At 62.6% G+C, this 16967-nt stretch carries 15 protein-coding genes and 1 riboswitch; of the genes, 7 read left to right on the forward strand and 8 right to left on the reverse strand.

Annotated elements, in window-relative coordinates; genetic code table 11:
- Nucleotides 1–3 precede the first annotated feature (3 nt).
- Both IB265_RS16785 and IB265_RS16790 read right to left on the reverse strand, forming a co-directional pair.
- Nucleotides 4–1548, reverse strand: a complete 1545-nt coding sequence (locus tag IB265_RS16785) for a sugar ABC transporter ATP-binding protein (RefSeq protein ID WP_192494928.1) — start codon at nucleotides 1546–1548, stop codon at nucleotides 4–6.
- A 59-nt stretch (nucleotides 1549–1607) separates the two neighbouring features.
- On the reverse strand, nucleotides 1608–2636 hold the full coding sequence (locus IB265_RS16790; protein WP_057251800.1) for a substrate-binding domain-containing protein: 1029 nt from the start codon (nucleotides 2634–2636) through the stop codon (nucleotides 1608–1610).
- Between the two features lie 236 nt (nucleotides 2637–2872).
- Between IB265_RS16790 and IB265_RS16795 the strand changes: the two genes are divergently transcribed.
- On the forward strand, nucleotides 2873–3859 hold the full coding sequence (locus tag IB265_RS16795; protein ID WP_057251801.1) for a substrate-binding domain-containing protein: 987 nt from the start codon (nucleotides 2873–2875) through the stop codon (nucleotides 3857–3859).
- Nucleotides 3860–3923: 64 nt separating this feature from the next.
- On the opposite strand, the gene IB265_RS16800 is transcribed toward IB265_RS16795, so the two are convergent.
- Genes IB265_RS16800 through IB265_RS16820 form a run of 5 tightly spaced genes read right to left on the reverse strand, consistent with a single transcriptional unit; the run spans nucleotide 3924 to nucleotide 8959 of the window.
- On the reverse strand, nucleotides 3924–5189 hold the full coding sequence (locus IB265_RS16800) for an ABC transporter substrate-binding protein (protein ID WP_057251802.1): 1266 nt from the start codon (nucleotides 5187–5189) through the stop codon (nucleotides 3924–3926).
- Between the two features lie 24 nt (nucleotides 5190–5213).
- Entirely contained in the window at nucleotides 5214–6050 is an 837-nt protein-coding gene (locus IB265_RS16805) for a carbohydrate ABC transporter permease (RefSeq protein ID WP_057251803.1), read from the reverse strand.
- Nucleotides 6047–6961, reverse strand: a complete 915-nt coding sequence (locus IB265_RS16810; protein WP_057251804.1) for a carbohydrate ABC transporter permease — start codon at nucleotides 6959–6961, stop codon at nucleotides 6047–6049. The genes IB265_RS16805 and IB265_RS16810 overlap by 4 nt, the downstream gene beginning before the upstream one ends.
- A complete protein-coding gene (locus IB265_RS16815; protein WP_057251805.1) occupies nucleotides 6954–8120 on the reverse strand; it encodes an ABC transporter ATP-binding protein in 1167 nt (388 codons plus the stop codon). Before IB265_RS16815 ends, IB265_RS16810 begins: the two co-directional genes overlap by 8 nt.
- The gene (locus IB265_RS16820) at nucleotides 8117–8959 is read right to left on the reverse strand and encodes a metallophosphoesterase (RefSeq protein WP_057251806.1); all 843 of its coding nucleotides are present in this window, start codon (nucleotides 8957–8959) and stop codon (nucleotides 8117–8119) included. Before IB265_RS16820 ends, IB265_RS16815 begins: the two co-directional genes overlap by 4 nt.
- A 420-nt stretch (nucleotides 8960–9379) precedes the next feature.
- Between IB265_RS16820 and IB265_RS16825 the strand changes: the two genes are divergently transcribed.
- The 5 genes from IB265_RS16825 (at nucleotide 9380) to IB265_RS16845 (ending at nucleotide 14489) form a co-directional block, all read left to right on the forward strand.
- A complete protein-coding gene (locus IB265_RS16825) occupies nucleotides 9380–10468 on the forward strand; it encodes an ABC transporter ATP-binding protein (protein ID WP_057251807.1) in 1089 nt (362 codons plus the stop codon).
- Between the two features lie 33 nt (nucleotides 10469–10501).
- A complete protein-coding gene (locus IB265_RS16830; RefSeq protein WP_057251808.1) occupies nucleotides 10502–11800 on the forward strand; it encodes a PotD/PotF family extracellular solute-binding protein in 1299 nt (432 codons plus the stop codon).
- A 208-nt stretch (nucleotides 11801–12008) separates the two neighbouring features.
- Entirely contained in the window at nucleotides 12009–12923 is a 915-nt protein-coding gene (locus IB265_RS16835; protein WP_057251809.1) for an ABC transporter permease, read from the forward strand.
- Between the two features lies 1 nt (nucleotide 12924).
- The gene (locus IB265_RS16840; RefSeq protein WP_057251810.1) at nucleotides 12925–13746 is read left to right on the forward strand and encodes an ABC transporter permease; all 822 of its coding nucleotides are present in this window, start codon (nucleotides 12925–12927) and stop codon (nucleotides 13744–13746) included.
- A gap of 5 nt (nucleotides 13747–13751) precedes the next feature.
- Nucleotides 13752–14489, forward strand: a complete 738-nt coding sequence (locus IB265_RS16845; RefSeq protein ID WP_057251811.1) for an aspartate/glutamate racemase family protein — start codon at nucleotides 13752–13754, stop codon at nucleotides 14487–14489.
- Here IB265_RS16845 and IB265_RS16850 read toward each other — a convergent pair.
- Complete coding sequence (locus IB265_RS16850) at nucleotides 14447–15391, reverse strand: LysR substrate-binding domain-containing protein (protein ID WP_057251812.1); 945 nt, start codon at nucleotides 15389–15391, stop codon at nucleotides 14447–14449. The two genes, IB265_RS16845 and IB265_RS16850, sit on opposite strands and share 43 nt — an antisense overlap.
- A gap of 731 nt (nucleotides 15392–16122) precedes the next feature.
- A riboswitch (cobalamin riboswitch) is annotated at nucleotides 16123–16348 on the forward strand.
- Between the two features lie 397 nt (nucleotides 16349–16745).
- Between IB265_RS16850 and nrdH the strand changes: the two genes are divergently transcribed.
- A complete protein-coding gene (gene nrdH, locus IB265_RS16855; RefSeq protein WP_057251814.1) occupies nucleotides 16746–16967 on the forward strand; it encodes a glutaredoxin-like protein NrdH in 222 nt (73 codons plus the stop codon).

Genomic DNA, 16967 nt, shown 5'->3' on the forward strand with positions numbered 1-16967 from the left:
CTTTCAGGCGACATTTGCTGCCCTGCCTACCGCGATCCGATCCGTCGGCGTCACGCCGGACGCCAGGCGGATCACCGCCTCCTCGCTCATTTCAGTGTCATCGAGTGCGCCAGCAATCGTGCCCTCGCGGATGACCAGCACCCGGTCACAGAGCCCGAGCAGCTCCGGCAGTTCCGACGAGATCACGACGATGCCGATGCCGGTTTCCGCAAGCTCGCGCAGCAACCGGTGGATCTCGGATTTCGCGCCGACGTCGATGCCCCGCGTCGGCTCGTCCATCAGGATCACCTGGGGGCGGACGGCCAGCTGCTTGGCGATCGCCACCTTCTGCTGGTTACCGCCCGAAAGCGACGAGACCGGCATGTCGATGCCGCCCATGCGCACGCCAAGGCGGCGGACGAACTCACGCGCCAGATCGGCCTCGGCCCTGGAATTCAACAATCCGAGCGGGCCAGTCAGCGTTTTCAGATCGAGGACCGAGATATTCTGGGCGATCGACAGGTCGATGAAGACGCCTGAGCCCTTGCGATCCTCGGAGAGGTAGACGATGCCGGCGTTGACCGCGTCGCGGTAATTGGCGATGCGCTGCGGCTTTCCGCGCAGAGCGACCTCGCCCGTCGATTTCGCCCGCAGACCACAGATCGCTTCGGCGATTTCGGTGCGCCCCGAACCGATCAGGCCGCCGATGCCGAGGATTTCGCCGCGCTTCAGATCGAAGGAAACACTGTCGATGCGGTCGCCGTCGCTCAAGTTGCGGACCGAAAGGATGGGTTCGCCCGAGCGCGCTTCCGGCGCCTGTTTCGGCGGATAGAGCTGGCTGATCTCGCGGCCGACCATGCGGCGCACGACGTCATCAGGCGTGACGTCCGCAATCTTCTCGGTGACCACATGGCGACCATCACGAAACACGGTGACCCGATCGCAGAGCGAAAAGATCTCCGCCATGCGGTGGCTGATATAGATGATCGAAATGCCCGCGGCCTTGAGATCGCGGACGATGCCGAACAGCGCCTGGGCTTCCGCTTCCGTCAGCGCCGCCGTCGGTTCGTCGAGGATCAGCACGCGGCAGTCGAGCGTCAGCGCCTTGGCGATCTCGACGAGTTGCTGGCTGGAAATGCCGAGGTCGGCGACCTTCCGGCGGACGTCGATCGGTGCCAGCCGGTTCATCACACCTTGCGCCTCGCGCTCAAGCGCGCCGTAATTCATCAGCGGCGAGCGGCGGCGATTGGTGGCGGCCATGAACATGTTTTCTGCCACCGTCGCGTCCGGGCAGAGCGCGATCTCCTGGTGGACGAGGCCGATCCCGAGCGTCTGGGCGATCGCCGGAGAGCCTATTTTGACAGGTGCTCCGTCAACGAGGATCTCGCCCTCGTTCGGCTGCAGCACACCGGCAATGATGTTCATCAGCGTGGATTTGCCGGCGCCGTTTTCGCCGCAGAGCGCGTGGATTTCTCCCCGCTCCAGCTGGAAATTCACCTCGGTCAACGCCTTCACCGCACCGAAATGCTTGGTGACGCGCCGGACCTCCAGAACCGGTTGTGCTGTCATGCCGTCCTCCACCCGTATCATTGGCTGCCCGGAGCGGACCGGGCAGCCATTTTTCGCCCTTACTCGTCGATACCCTTGGTACCACGACGCTTCAGGTACTTGTCCCAGTAGAAGTCGTCGGCATTCTCGGCTGTGACGATCGAGAGACCATTGTCGACGAAGGGGATGCTCATCGGGTTGAAGCCGGCGCGCTTGGCGTCGTTCATCGGGTCGATCAGTTCCGGGTGCTTGGCCATCCACAGCAGCATGAAGCCCATATAGCCCTGCATGCCCTGGTTCGGGTTGATGGAGCCGAAGACTTCGCCGGCCTTGATCATATCGAGGATGTTGGCGTTGACGTCGGCGCACATGACGAGCACCTTGCCGCCGCTTTCCTTGCTGGCCTGGGCCGCACCGATGGCAGAGTTCGCTTCCGGCATGAAGACTGCGCCGAGGTTCGGATTGGCCTGGATGATGCTCATCAGGCCCTGATAGGCCTTGTTCGGATCCTGGTTCGAGGCGGCGCGGCCGACGAGCTTCATGTCAGGCCACTTCTCGGCCATGCGATTGACGAAGGCGGTGATGCGCTTGTCGTGGTTGTCCTGGCCGGGGTTTTCGAGAACCGCGTACTCGCCCTTGCCGCCCATCTTCTCGGCGATCGCGTCGGCGGCGTAGGTGCCTTCGCGGCTGTTGTCCGAGGTGATGAAGGAAACACGCTTCGACAGCGGCGAGTCCGCGGCGAAGGTGACGACGGCCGTGCCCTGGTCGATCGCCCGGTTGATCGGCTCGATGAACGGATCGGAGTTCATCGGGTGCACCAGTATCCCGGCCGGATTCTGGGCGAGCGCCTGGTCGAAGGTGGCGATCTGCTTGTTGACGTCATACTCCGGCGTGCCGGTATATTCGGTCTCGCAGCCGAACTGCTGGCCGGCCTGCTTGAACATCTCATAGACCGGGAACCAGTATTCGACGCCGGATACCATGACGTTCATGACGTATTTTTCGCCGGGCTGGCAGCGAAACGGGTTTGTCGTTTCGGCGCTTGCCGAACCGGCCCAGAATGACGTTGCAATGACCGCCAGAGCGGTCGTGCTGAAAAATTTGCGCACGCGTTCCTCCTCGGGGCCGAAGCCCCTCCCAAAAACCGATGGACCGCCTGTTTGCGGCCGCTGAATATGTGAGTTCGCCGGAACTCCTCCTCGACTTCCGACGATTGCGATTAAAGCCGCGGACTCACCGTCTGTCAATATAATTCATGGCATGAATAATAATTCATGCGCGATGTGAAAAAACAGCGAGGGGTGGCCTTCAATCTGCTGTCACGGGGATCGGCTAGAGGGCAGCGATGGCCACCCTGCAACAGATCGCCTTTCATGCCGGCTGCTCGCTGGCGACCGTCTCGCGCGTGCTCAACGGCGAAGGCCCCGTCAGCGACGAGATGGTACGGCGCGTGCGTCGGGCCGCCGCCGAGCTCGGCTATCGGCCGGCGACGGCCGCGGGGCGCACCGCCAGCCGCAGCCAACCGGTCGTCGGCGTGCTGGTGCCGAGCGTCACCAACCCGGTCTTCGCCGCCTCGCTTGCCGGCATCCAGCACCGCATGCAGGTAGCAAGCCATGGCGTTCTGATCGCGCAATCGAATTATGATCCAGCACTCGAGGCGCGCGCCGTGCGCTCGCTGCTCGAGCAGCGCCCGACCGGGCTGATCCTGACGCTCTGCGACGCCCGCACCAGCGAGGCGCTTTCGGCGGCGCTGCCGCCGACCGTGCTTCTCAACAACCGGCCCGTCGCCCGCTTCGCCGCCGCCGTCACGGTCGACAATTACCGCGCAGGCTACGAATTGACCCGGCATATCCTTGCGCATGGGCATCATCGCATTGTCGTGGTCACCGGCCATTTCCACTCCTCCGACCGGGCGCGCCTGCGTTACGACGGATATTCCGCCGCCATGCAGGAGGCGGGCGTCCAGCCGATGGAGGCTGTCGAGATCCCCTTCGTCGACGGTTACGAGAACCTCGACCTCGCGGCGGTCCTCGCGCATCACCGCCCGACGGCGATCATCGCCTCCAACGACCTTCTCGCCCTCGGCGTAATCGCGGCGCTCCGACGCGAAGGCCTTTCCGTACCGGATGATGTCTCGGTCGCCGGCTTCGACGGCATCGCCCTCGGGCGATTGATGAGCCCAACACTCACCACGATAGCGATGCCCGACGGAGACATGGGGCTTGCGGCGGCGGCGCTATTGCTCGACATGGCCGAGAACGCCTCCGGCTGCCGCCATCTCAACCTCGACTGCCGCCTCTACGCGGGCGGGACCGTTCGCCACCTCGTCTGAGCGACACAGGAACGCCGCCCGCGGAATTTCCTCCGGGGCGGCGACAATCATCAAGGAAATAGTATCAGCTACGCGGCAGCAGGCTTTCGACTTCGGCTGCAGCCTCGTCCAGCGCTTCCTTCGGCGTCGTCGACTGCTCAACGATGCGCGACAGGTTCTCGACGATCGTCTGCGTGACCTTCACGCCGTTGCTGCCGGGGAAGGCATACCAGGGGCGCATCAGCGGCATCTGCTCGAGACCGGCGCGGAACAACGGGTTTTCCTTGTAGAAGTTGGCGAGATACTCCGGCGACTTGGCGGCGAGCTCGTTGTTCGGCACGTAGCCGGTACCGGGAACGACGACCGAGGCGCCATAGGGGCCGGCGGCGAACTTCGCGAATTTCCAGGCCGCTTCCTGCTTTTCGGCATCGCGCGTCAGGATGACGACGGCATTGCCGCCGGTCGGCAGCTTGCCGTTTACCGGATCGATCAGCGGAATGTGCGCGGTGCGCAGGTCGAACTTGCCGCCAACATTCTTGATCGTGTTGCGCAGCGCCCCGGTCGTCTGGAACGCAAAGCCGGTCTTGCCGGCAACGAAGGCCTGCTCGCCAGCCTGCTTGGTCAGAACCGGCAGCCCACCTTCCTTGACCATGCGGTCGAGCACGTCGACGGCCTTCTGGCCCTCCGGCCCGTTGAAGGCAACCTTGCTCTCGTCTGCACTCAGCATGTCGCCGCCGGCGCCGAAGAGCAGTGCGGAGAACATCCAGTCGTCGCCCTGCCAGCGGAAGTCGATGCCCTCGTTGCCGTCGCCGAGCGCCTTGATCTTTGCCCCGAGCGCGATGACCTCGTCCCAGGTCTTCGGCGGGCTGTCCGGGTCACCGCCGGCTTTGCGCACCAGATCGGCATTGTAGTACATGATCGGGTTGGAGGTGGCGAAGGCAAGGCCCACCTGCTTGCCGCCCACCTGGGCGAGCTTCAGGATGTTTTCTGAAAAGCCCTGCTCGGCCATATTGCCGTCCTTGGCAATGAACGGGCCGAGATCGACGGGGATGTCGCGCTCGTTGACCATGCGCAGGCGGTTGAGGCCGATGAAGGTCAGATCGGGCATCTCGGCCGTGCCTGCCTGACGCATGATCGTCTGGATGCCTTCCTCATAGGTGGCCGACGGGTTGGCGAAGGTGATCTTGATGTCGGGGTTTTCTTCCATGAACTTCTTCGAGATCGTGTCCATCACGTCCTTGAAGAACCCGGGCATCGGATAGTGGACCGTAAGCTGGGTCTCGGCGTAGGCAGGGGCTGCGAGCATCAGCGATGCGGCAGCCGCGGTGAAAAGCTGTCTCAGATGTTTCATGGGGTGCGCTCCAGGTTGGACCGTTCAGCCTTTGAGACCGGTCATGGTGATGCCCTCGACGAAGCGCTTCTGCGCCAGCAGAAATGCAGAAACGAGGGGAAGGGTAATGATGAGGGTCGCCGCCATCAGCGCGCCGTAGTCGTCGCCGGCTTCAGCCGCGCGGAAAAAGAGAAGGCCGAGCGGCGGAGTCGCGTAGTCCTGGTTGGTGACGACGATCAGCGGCCAGAAGAGGTCGTTCCAGTGGGCGACCACCGAGAAGATCGCAAAGGCGGTGATCGCTGGCCAGGCGTTCGGCACGATGACCCGTGCGACGATGCCCGCCTCCGACATGCCGTCGAGCCTTGCTGCGTGGATCAGGTCGTCGGGCATGGCGCGGAAGAACTGCAGGAACAGGAAGATCGCAAAGACCGAGATCGAGAACGGCGCCACAAGTGCTGCGTAGCTGTTCAGCACCGACAGCTTGTCGAAAGCGACATAGATCGGCAGCGCCGTCGCATGGATCGGTACCAGCAGTCCGAGCATGACCAGCACCATCATGGCGCGGGCCGCGCGAAACTTCAGCTTCGCCATGGCATAGGCGCACGGAATGGCGACGACGATCTGGATGACGAAGATCAGTGCGCAGACGACAACGCCGTTGAAAAGCAGGGTCGTCATCGAGACGCGCGACAGAGCCTTGGAGAAGTTCTCGATGTAGGACCACTGCTCCGGGATCAGCGACAGCGACGAGGAGAAGATCTCGCTTTGCGCCTTGCCCGCGGTCGAGACCATGAAGATGTAGGGCGCGAGGAAGAGCAGCGCGCCAAGCGACAGGACCGCGAGGCGGACGATACGGGCGACGGAAAGAGCGTTCGTGATCATGCGTAGTGCACCTTCCGGTCGAGCACGCGGTACTGCAGGAACATCAGGACGACGAGGATCAAGAGGAAGACGACGGTCATCGCCGAGGCGTAGCCGACGCGCAGGTAGACGAAGCCCTCCTGGTAGATGGTGAAGAGCAGCACTTCCGATGCCTTGTTTGGCCCGCCCTCGGTCAGCGTCTTCACCGTCTCGAAGACCTTCACCGAATTGATGATACTGATGGTGGTGACAAACAGCGTCGTCGGCCCAAGCATTGGCCAGGTCACCAGGCGAAAGCGGTCGAACCAGGATCTCGCACCGTCGACTTCGGCCGCTGAATAGAGCTCCCGCGGGATGGCGGTGAGACCTGCGAGGAACAGCACCATGTTGAAGCCGACCGACTGCCAGACGCCGATGATCGAGAGGCCGTAGAGCACCGTGCCGGAGGCGCCGAGCCAGTTGGGGCCGGCAATGCCGAAGAGGGCAAGGAAGGTGTTGATCGGGCCGATGGTCGGATGGAAGAGGAACTGCCAAACGGTCGCCATGGCGACGAGCAGCGAGGCGACCGGCAGAAAATAGACCGTGCGGAAGAAAGCCCGGCCCTTGGTTTCCGCTTCGATCAGCATGGCGATCGCAAGCGCCAGAACGATCGAGACCGGCGTGACGATCGCCGTGTAGACCGCGGTGTTCCAGAGCGACCGGCGGAAGGTGCGGTCGCCGAAGAGTTCGGCGTAATTCTCGAAGCCGACAAAACGAAAGCTGCCGTAGCCGAGCTCGAAATCGGTAAAACCGAGCACGATCACCGCAAGCGTCGGCAGCAGGATGAAGAGAAAGAGGAGGAGGATCGCCGGAAGCGCGAGCAGCCAGGCGATGCGAGCCTCGCGCGTCGCGGGCTCGGCGAGTGCGGTTTCGAAGGCCGCGACGCTAGCCATGAATCTTCTCCCGCGTCGCCGCAACAGCAAGCGGTTCGGCCGGAAGCCGCGCACCTTCGTGATCGAAGAGCATTGCGCGTTCGGGCATGATCTCGACGTCGACAGGCTGGCCGATCGCAAGCGATGCGGCCTCGGCAGGCGCCGACTTGGAGGTCATCACCTCGCCGATCGCATCGAGGCGGGCATGGACGATCACTTCCGAGCCGAGGAATTCCATCCGCTCGACCCGCGCGCTCAGCCGGCCGGCACCTTGCGGACTAAAGCGAACGAATTCCGGGCGGACTGCAAGCTTCACCGGCGCGTCAGGTGCCTGCCCCCGGTTCGCCATCAGCACCAGATCACCGAAGCGGACGATGCCGGCGGCATCAGTGCGGGTTTCCACCACGTTGATCTTCGGCTGGCCGAGGAAGCGCGCGACTTCGACATGGGAGGGGTTGTCGTAGATCTCCTTCGGGTTCGCCAATTGCAGCAGATTGCCGCCGATCATGACGGCGACCCGATCGGCCATCGACAGCGCTTCCGACTGGTCGTGGGTGACATAGAGCGTCGGCACGCCGGCGCGGCGGTGGAGATCGACGATCTCGCCGCGGGCATGGACGCGCAGGTTGGCATCGAGATTGGAGAGCGGCTCGTCCATCAGGAAGACGGCCGGACGCCGCACCATGGCGCGGGCGAGCGCCACGCGCTGGCGCTGGCCGCCCGACATCTGGCCCGGTTTGCGGTCAAGCAGGTGGTCGATCTTCAACGCCAGAGCCATTTCCTTGACCTGACGCTGGATATCGGTGCGGATCTGTTTCTGCCCCGGCAGGACATTGCCAACGAACGGCAGACGCTGCGCCGCCGTCAAGCGCCGCATGGCGAGCGGCACAGCGATATTTTCTCCGGCGGTCAGGTGCGGATAGAGGGCATAGGACTGAAACACCATCGCGACATTGCGATCGGCCGCAGCCTTGCGCACGACGCTGCGGCCACCGATGACGATCTCGCCGGTATCGCCGTGATCAAGCCCGGCCACGATTCGAAGAAGCGTGCTCTTGCCGCAGCCGGAAGGACCGACAAGCGCGATGAATTCGCCCACTTCGGCCTCCAGGCTGACGCCTTTCAGGATGGCGTTGCCGCCATAGGATTTGGTGATGCCATCAAGCGAAAGCACGCTCATTGCGCCGCCTCCACCTTAAGCTTCTTCTTGGCGGCGAGCGGATAGACCTCCTCGACGATCGGATCGAGCACGTGGCTGACAAGCCCCGGAACGGCAACGATCTCGCTCACGACGCCGGCTTCGCTGAACGTGTGCACGACGGCACCGACCAGCCGTTCGCCCGGCATCGGCCGCTCCAGGGTGTCGATGATGAAGGAGGTCGGCGGCGCCCAGACGAGCGACATTCCGGCGTGTTCCCCCGTCCAGGCCCAATGCAGATGGCCGCTTGCATGCAACGCCACGCCGGACGCGGCGAAGAGATCAAACAGACGCCGGCGCTGGCGGGGGCGGATGCCCCAGTAGCCGGTGTCGCCTTCCTGCGGTCCATCGACGAAGAGCGGCTTGTGGGCAAAGACCGCCACCTTGCGCCCGTCGCGGTCTCGCAACTGCTCTTCCAGCCAGGCGAATTGCTTCTCCTCTTCCTCGTCCTCGAAGCCCACAAGAAGGCTGTTGAAGCCGACCAGTCGCCAATCACCGTGATCGGAGACCCAGTAGTCCGGGCCGGCGAGTCCGCGCCAGCGGGCAAGACGCTCCGGGTCGACCGGTTGGTGCGAGCCCGGCAGATGGCCGACGTCATGATTGCCGGGAACGACGAGCACCGGCATCGAGAGCCGGTTGATCAGGCCCAGCGAAAAGGTGATGTCGTCTTCACGGTCGGCGCCGTCGATCGTGAGGTCGCCGGTGTGGATGACGAGATCAGGCGCCATTTCCTCGATCCAGGCGCGAACCGGCTCCCAATTGTTGTTGAAATGGCTCTTGGAGGGGCTGAGATGGGTGTCGCTGATCTGGACGATCTTCATGGGAACGGGCCTCCGACGATGGCTTCAAGGCGTGCCTCATCGGATGGATTTCTCTCCCCTCCGATGCGGTTGGCCGCAGTCTTTAGGGGCTTGCCATGTCAGTTTGGTAACAGTCGTTCTCAGCTGATTTTCAGTTTCTCCATGAAAGCGTCACCTTCAGGAAAGCCAACCGGTCGCGAAGTTCACCCTTGCGCGTCCCGATGGAAGCGTTGCGGTGGGTGTGCTCAAAATTTCATACTATTGTATACAATAATTGCGCATATTGACGACGAAAAGCTCAATTCGTGAGCAGTCGCCCTAAACCGATAACGACTGCAGCCGGCAACCGAAACGGCCATTCTCGCGCGAAAACATAGCCTTAGGCTCGGCGAACGAAATTGGCACGATTGATGCTTCTTCTCTGGTGCAAGGAGAACGCTCATGTCGAAAGCCGCAGAGATCGATATCGTATCCGTTTCCAAGATTTACGGCTCGACCACCGCCGTACATTCCATCAGCCTGAAAATCCCCGCCGGAAGCTATTGCTGCTTCCTCGGCCCTTCGGGCTGCGGCAAGACCTCGACGCTGCGCATGATCGCCGGCCACGAGAGCATCTCCTCAGGCGACCTGCGGCTCGGCAACGTCGTCGTCACCGATTTTCCGCCGGCCAGGCGCAGCACAGCGATGATGTTCCAGTCCTATGCGTTGTTCCCGCACCTCGACCTCGTCGACAACGTTGCCTTCAGCCTGAAGATGAAGGGCGTAGAACGCGACGCGCGCCGCGCCAAGGCACTCGAGATGCTGAAGTTGATGCAGATGGAGGCCTATGCTTCCAGGCGCCCGGCCCAGCTTTCCGGCGGCCAGCAGCAGCGCGTGGCACTCGCCCGTGCGCTCATCACCGAGCCGGAAGCGCTGCTGCTCGACGAACCGCTGTCGGCGCTCGACCCGTTCCTGAAGATCCGCATGCGGGCGGAATTGAAGAAGCTGCAGAAGACGCTCGGCATCACCTTCGTGCATGTCACCCATAGCCAGGAAGAGGCGATGGCGCTCGCCGATCTTATTGTCGTCATGAACAGCGGCCGGATCGAGCAGGCGGCCGCACCTCGTACGGTGTTCGAGCACCCGGCCACTGCCTTCGTCGCGCGGTTCATGGGCGACCACAACGTTCTCTCCGGAAAAGTCCGCGCGATCAGCGGCGATGTCGTCGAAATGGAGACCGCCGAAGGCCAGACCTTCGCGGTGCGCGACATCGCCCAGGAGGTCGGCCGGCCCATCGACATCGGCATCCGCACCGATCGCGTGCGGCTCGACCCGCCGGGCGAGAAGGGCCTCGGTTTCCAGGCGGTGGTTTCCAACATCGAGTACCGCGGCGCCTCGGTGAAGCTCACCGCCATCGGTGCCGGCAGCGACGACTTCACGCTGATCGTCAGCGACGCTGACTATTTCAGGAAGCCTGTCGCGGTCGGTGACGCGGTGTCCCTGAGCTGGACCCTGGAGGACGTCGTCCCCCTCGGCCGCCTTTCCGCATGAGCTAATCAACCATCACAAGAAGGGGAACTGCACATGACGACTGAAACTAAAACCGAAAAGCCTGGCGCCGGCCTGACACGCCGATCGTTGTTGAAGACCGGCGCTGCCGCCGTCGGCGCCATCGCCGGATCGGGTGCCATTACCGGCTTCCCGACCATTTGGGCCCAGAACCCGATCACGCTTCGCCAGTTCGGCACCGGCGTTTCCAACATCAATGCGATTGCAGAGAAGTGCAAACAGGACCTCGGCATCACCTTGGAAATGACGGCGACCGATTCCGACGCCGCCGCCCAGCGTGCGGTGACCCAGCCCGATTCCTACGACATCGCCGACATCGAATACTGGATTGCCAAGAAGGTCTTCCCAGCCGGCGTGATGCAGCCGATGGACGTGAAAAAGATCAAGTACTTCGACAAGATCGTGCCGCTGTTCATCGACGGCAAGCTGAAACCCGAAAGCGTGGTCGCCCAGGGGACCGCACCGCACACCGTCGGCTTCGTCGAGGCGCAAGATTCCAAGACCTTCGCCAAGTCGCCGACCGACTGGATGACGCTGATCCCGACGATCTACAACGCCGACACGCTCGGCATTCGCCCCGATCTCGTCGGGCGCGAGATCTCGACCTGGGCCGACATCATGGACCCGGCGTTCAAGGGTAAGACCGCGATCCTCAACATTCCTTCGATCGGCATCATGGACGCCGCGATGATCATGGAGGCGCTCGGCAACATCAAATATGCCGACAAGGGCAACATGACCACGGACGAGATCGACAAGACGATCGACTTCCTGATCAAGGCCAAGCAGGACGGCCAGTTCCGTGCCTTCTGGAAGTCCTTCGACGAGAGCGTCAACCTGATGGCTTCGGGCGAAGTCGTCATCCAGTCCATGTGGTCGCCGGCCGTCGCCGCCGTCCGTTCCAAGGGCATCGCCTGCAAGTACCAGCCGCTGAAAGAAGGTTATCGCGCCTGGGGCGGCGGCCTCGGGCTTGCCGCCCATCTCCAGGGCGCACAGCTCGACGCGGCTTATGAGTACATCAACTGGTACCTCTCCGGCTGGGTCGGCGCCTACCTCAACCGTCAGGGCTACTACTCCGCCGCGATGGAGACCGCCAAGGGCTTCATGTCCGAGGACGAGTGGGGTTTCTGGGTGGAAGGCAAGCCCGCCCAAGGCGACATCCTTTCGCCGGAGGGCAAGATCATGGAGAAAGCGGGTGCGGTGCGCGACGGCGGCTCGTTCGAGGAACGCATGGGCAAGGTCGCCTGCTGGAACTCTGTGATGGACGAGGACCGTTACATGATCAAGCGCTGGAACGAGTTCATCGCGGCGTAATCGCCGGCGCGGAAGCGCCCCCTCACCCTAACCTTCTCCCCGCAGGCGGGGAGAGGGGACGTGCCACATCGGCCGGCCGAGCGTGCACATAGGCGATCAAGAATGAGCGGGACGGCGACGCATCTCCCTTCTCCCGCAAGCGACGAGAAGGTGCCGGCAGGCGGATGAGGGGCGGACCCCGATCGCATAAATCCAGAGAGGAACGACGATGGCGACACTTGCGACGTCCCAGCCAGGGGAAATCAGGACAGAGAAGGCATCACGTCGCCGGGGCGCTCCGCGCGCGCTGGCCTCCCATCTCCAGGCAACCCCTCTCCTTTTGATCCTCGGATTCTTCTTCGTGCTGCCGATCCTGACCATCATCGTCGTCAGCTTCTGGGACTATGACTTCGCCGGTCTCTATCCGGACTTCCTGACGATGAACTACGCCGATACGCTCGGCTCGTGGGTCACCTGGAAGACCTATCTCAACACGCTGAAATTCACCGTCCTCGTCTGGGCGCTGACGCTCTTAATCGGCTTCTGGGTCGCCTATTTCCTCGCCTTCCATGTCCGCACAACAACCATGCAGATGGTGCTGTTCCTCGTCTGCACCGTGCCGTTCCTGACCTCGAACATCATCCGCATGATTTCCTGGATCCCGGTGCTCGGCCGCAACGGCCTTGTCAATTCGACCCTGATCGAGCTTGGCCTGATCCCACAGCCGATCGAGTGGCTGCTCTACTCCGACTTTGCCGTGGTGCTTGCCATGGTGCATCTCAACACGCTGTTCATGGTCACGCCGATCTTCAATACGCTGATGCGGATCGATCGCTCGCTGATCGAGGCGGCGCGCGACTGCGGCGCTTCCGGCGGCCAGATCCTCTGGAACGTCATCCTGCCGCTCGCCAAGCCGGGCATCGCGATCGGCTCGATCTTCGTCGTCACGCTCGTCATGGCAGATTTCTCAACGGTGCAGGTCATGTCCGGCGGCCAGAGCGCCTCCGTCGCGCTGATGATGAAAAACCAGATGTCTCTGCTGCAATATCCGGCAGCGGCCGCCAATGCCGTGGTGCTTCTGATCGTCGTGCTCTTTATGGTCGCCGCGATCCTGCGCGTCGTCGACATCCGCAAGGAGCTTTGACATGAACCACGAGAGACGCGGCAAGGAATTCTACCTGCTCGCAATCTTCTTCACGCTGTTCGTGCTGTTTCTCTACGGCCCGCTGTCGGCCGTGCTGATCCTGTCCTTCCAGGGACCGGACGGCGGCCTGACCTTTCCGCTGAACGGCCTATCGCTGCACTGGTTCTACAACCTTTTCGAACGGCAGGCGGTCGGGGACTTCGGCGCCTCATTCCGGCGCTCCTTTACGCTCGGCCTGATGGTAATGACGGTCAACGTCGTGGTCGCCCTGCTTGCAGGCCTTGCCTTCCGCCGACGCTTCCGCGGCGCAACCGCGCTCTTCTATCTCACCGTCGCAAGTCTCGTCGTGCCGTCGATCATCATCTCGCTCGGCATCGGCGTCGTCTTCCAGCAGTTCGGCCTGAAGCCCGCCTGGTACTCCTCCGGCTTCGGCGCGCATCTCACCTGGACACTGCCTTTCGGCGTGCTCATCATGTTTGCGGTCTTCAACCGGTTCTCACCGGCCTACGAAGAAGCGGCGCGCGATCTCGGGGCGACGTCCTGGCAGACTTTCCAGCACGTTCTCCTGCCGATGATCGCGCCAAGCCTGATCGGCGTCGGCCTCTTCGGCTTCACGCTCTCCTACGACGAATTCGCCCGCACGCTGATGACTTCGGGCAGCTACAACACTCTGCCACTCGAGATCTACGGCATGACTACGAATGTGACGACGCCGGTGCTCTATGCGCTCGGCACGGTCACCACCCTCTTCTCCTTCACCATCATCCTCGTCGCGCTCGCAGTCATTCTGACCTTGCGACGCCGCCAGGCAAAGCTGAGCTAGGCTAGATGCGCATCCTGATCATCAATCCCAACACCACCGCGTCGATGACGGCCAAGGCAGCCGCGGCCGCTCGGACTGTCGCCAACCCTGCCACGGAAATTCTCGCGCGCACCTCCAGATCGGGACCGGCCTCGATCGAGGGGCATTATGACGGCGCCGTCGCCCTGCCGGGCCTGCTCGCCGAAATCCGCGACGGCGAGGCCGCAGGCGCCGATGCCGCGGTCATCGCCTGCTTCGACGACACCGGCCTCGAGGCGGCCCGTGCGCTCGCCCGCATACCGGTGGTGGGGCTCTGCGAATCCGCCGTCGCGACCGCTGCCATGCTGGCGCAACGTTTCACCGTGGTCACCACGCTCGAACGGTCACGGGTGCTGATCGAGAATCTCGTCCGGCATTACGGCATGGGCGACCGGGCAAGGGTCCGCGCCGCCAACATCCCGGTGCTCGAACTGGAGGACAAGGCATCAGACGCGCTCGCCAAACTCCGGCGCGAGATCGAGCTGGCGCTCAATCAGGATGGCGCAGAAGCGATCGTGCTCGGCTGCGCCGGCATGGCCGATCTCGCCCGGGCGCTCCAAGCGGACTATGACGTCCCTGTCATCGACGGCGTTTCGGCCGCGGTCAAGCAGGCGGAAGCACTCGTGTCACAGGGACTTATGACCAGCAAGCGCGGGGCCTATGCGTCGCCGCTCAGCAAGCCCTATTCAGGTTTCATGAGCGCGCTCGCTCCAACCCCGGCTTGAGGTGATGCCGACCTGGAATCGCCCACGACTGTCGCCAGCAGCGCATTCGATGCGTCGGCCTCGGCAATAATCCAATCGCGAAAAGCCTGGATCTTTTTCTGCCGCCTGCTGCTCTGCGGATAGACCAGCCAATAGGCGCGACCATCTCTTACCACATGGTCGAAGGGCCGGATGAGCCTGCCGCTCTTCAGTTCGTCCATCAGGAAGGTTGAAACGGCAATCGCGATGCCATGGTCGTTCAAAGTCGTCGTGACGTCCATCGCCTGGACGTCGAAGATCAGTTCGGTACCGTTGCTCGCCGGTGGCTCCACCCCGGTTTCGATCATCCATCGCCGCCACCAGCTGGCGTTGCCGAAGCGCCGTACACGCAGGACGTCCGAGGGATGCCTGAGCTGGTGCTTCTCCATGAAAGACGGCGTGCAGACCGGCATGTAATCGATAGGGAAAAGCGGGAACACGTCGTTGCCGGGCCAGTCGCCGTTGCCGCTGCGCACCACGAGATCGATGGCGTCACGCTTGAAGTCGATCAGCTCGGTCGACATGTGCACCCGGATGCTGATGTTCGGATGGGCCGTCTGGAACGAGGCGAGCCGCTGGCCGAGCCAGCTCGACACGACGGTCGGCAGCACGGAAATGTGCAGGTGGTGTTCGGTCTTGTCGGCAATCTCCGAGAAGGCCGCCCCGAGAAGGTCGATCGCTTCCGTCACCTTCGGCGCCAGCTGCCGCCCGGCCGCCGTCAGCCGAACCTCGCGCGGAAGACGAACGAAGAGCGGCGTGCCGATGCGCTCCTCCAACAGCCGGATCTGGTAGCTGACCGCCGCCTGCGTCATGCCGAGCTCGTCGGCGGCGCGGGTGAAGCTCAGATGTCTGGCGGCCGCTTCGAAGGCGCGCACGGCACTCATGGGAGGAATCTTGCTCATGGCCCTGAGATAAGCATTCTTTATGCCAGCATGCGAGAAATCGCTTTGCGCGAAGCAGCAAAAATCCTCACTTTTTTCGTGAACACAACAGCAAAAACAAAGAGGATAGCAATGCTTAGCGCAGTGCGATCAACGATCCTTCATGCCCTGAACTGGGCCGGCAAACGCACTCAACCCAATCATCGCCATCGATACGTTCAGCGAATTCCAGCTGAAGGATATCGGGCTGACGCGAGATCAGGAGACCATCCGGGCGCGCGTCGGCGATGGTGCCGATCCTTGGCATTGGCCGAAGGACGACGATCCGCGCAGGTCACCGCCCTCGCCGGAGCGGGATTGCGGCGACGCGCCGCAAATGGCAAGGGCTTCGCCTCGAGCCCAGCCCGGAGAAAACAAAGACATAAGCATGTCGCTCTGCGATTGACGGAGCGCAGAGGCAAGACACAGCGCAGTTATCGTGATCTGCCACCTTCCCAGCCCGCGGACCGAATTCGGGAGAGATCCGGCGTGGCGTTTCTAAAAGCGGCGTGCCGAAGCCCCTTCGCAAGTGATCGCAACGGAGCGAGCGCGGGGCTCAAAGCCGAGAAGTTCTTCACCCACAGGTTTCGCCGCCTCCCGCCGTTTACTCCTTGTTATCCACACGGCGAAAGAAATCACCTTCTCACCCCGGCTTCGGGCACCTCGAACCTATTGACGCAGATTTGCGATGAACTACTATATCTAGTGTTCGAGGTTCTCTCGATTCGCAGGGATTGAGAGCTAAGACGGGAATACGGTGCGTCGGCGAGTTTTCGCTAGGCTATGCCGTAGCTGCCCCCGCAACTGTAGACGGCGAGCGACTGTCCGGAATTGGACCACTGAGGCATGAGGCCTCGGGAAGGTCGGGATGGAAGCTGAGACCCGTGAGCCAGGAGACCTGCCTCGAGCAACAAACGTCCACGGGCGGGTGTCCGGAGGGGTTGAGTCTACTGCATGTTTCCTTAAATCGTCGCCGATTTAAGGATAAAAACATGCAGCAAATCGAAGTGCTACAGCGATCTTTGCGCGTCTGATAGGACGCACGGCGCTGTCGTGCGGCAGGATGAGCCTGCCTGATCGTCTCGACATCTCCCCGGCAGCCTGTCGAAAGCTTCGGGGTGAAGTCATGTCCGCGTCATTGAAATTCTATCGCTCGCCAATCAAGAGGCGCGGTTTCCCGCGCAGCTGACGAAGAGGCATGCCCGGGCGTCCAGATCCGAGCGAGCCACAGCCATGACAGCCCTGCATTTCGCCGGATCGCGGCTGCGTGTCCGTGCGCCTTCTCATGCTCTCATCCAGCCGACCAAACGAGGAAGAAATGAACGTTACCGTCTACAGCAAGCCCGCCTGCGTCCAATGCACCGCGACCTACCGAGCGCTCGATCGCCAGGGCGTCAACTACGAGGTCATTGATATCTCCATCGACCAAGACGCGCTCGAAACGGTCAAGGGCCTCGGCTACATGCAGCTTCCCGTCGTCGTCGCCGGCCCCGAACACTGGGCGGGTTTTCGCCCCGACAAGATCAGCGCGCTTTCCTAG

The sequence above is a fragment of the Ensifer sp. ENS10 genome (assembly GCF_014852025.1).
Lineage (GTDB): Bacteria > Pseudomonadota > Alphaproteobacteria > Rhizobiales > Rhizobiaceae > Ensifer.

Excerpts from the sequence above, each read along its gene's own strand:
- IB265_RS16785 (WP_192494928.1), bottom strand. The coding sequence starts at position 1,548 with ATGACAGCACAACCGGTTCTGGAGGTCCGGCGCGTCACCAAGCATTTC.
- IB265_RS16795 (WP_057251801.1), top strand. The coding sequence starts at position 2,873 with ATGGCCACCCTGCAACAGATCGCCTTTCATGCCGGCTGCTCGCTGGCG.
- IB265_RS16800 (WP_057251802.1), bottom strand. The coding sequence starts at position 5,189 with ATGAAACATCTGAGACAGCTTTTCACCGCGGCTGCCGCATCGCTGATG.
- IB265_RS16805 (WP_057251803.1), bottom strand. The coding sequence starts at position 6,050 with ATGATCACGAACGCTCTTTCCGTCGCCCGTATCGTCCGCCTCGCGGTC.
- IB265_RS16810 (WP_057251804.1), bottom strand. The coding sequence starts at position 6,961 with ATGGCTAGCGTCGCGGCCTTCGAAACCGCACTCGCCGAGCCCGCGACG.
- IB265_RS16815 (WP_057251805.1), bottom strand. The coding sequence starts at position 8,120 with ATGAGCGTGCTTTCGCTTGATGGCATCACCAAATCCTATGGCGGCAAC.
- IB265_RS16820 (WP_057251806.1), bottom strand. The coding sequence starts at position 8,959 with ATGAAGATCGTCCAGATCAGCGACACCCATCTCAGCCCCTCCAAGAGC.
- IB265_RS16825 (WP_057251807.1), top strand. The coding sequence starts at position 9,380 with ATGTCGAAAGCCGCAGAGATCGATATCGTATCCGTTTCCAAGATTTAC.
- IB265_RS16830 (WP_057251808.1), top strand. The coding sequence starts at position 10,502 with ATGACGACTGAAACTAAAACCGAAAAGCCTGGCGCCGGCCTGACACGC.
- IB265_RS16835 (WP_057251809.1), top strand. The coding sequence starts at position 12,009 with ATGGCGACACTTGCGACGTCCCAGCCAGGGGAAATCAGGACAGAGAAG.
- IB265_RS16840 (WP_057251810.1), top strand. The coding sequence starts at position 12,925 with ATGAACCACGAGAGACGCGGCAAGGAATTCTACCTGCTCGCAATCTTC.
- IB265_RS16845 (WP_057251811.1), top strand. The coding sequence starts at position 13,752 with ATGCGCATCCTGATCATCAATCCCAACACCACCGCGTCGATGACGGCC.
- IB265_RS16850 (WP_057251812.1), bottom strand. The coding sequence starts at position 15,391 with ATGAGTGCCGTGCGCGCCTTCGAAGCGGCCGCCAGACATCTGAGCTTC.
- nrdH (WP_057251814.1), top strand. The coding sequence starts at position 16,746 with ATGAACGTTACCGTCTACAGCAAGCCCGCCTGCGTCCAATGCACCGCG.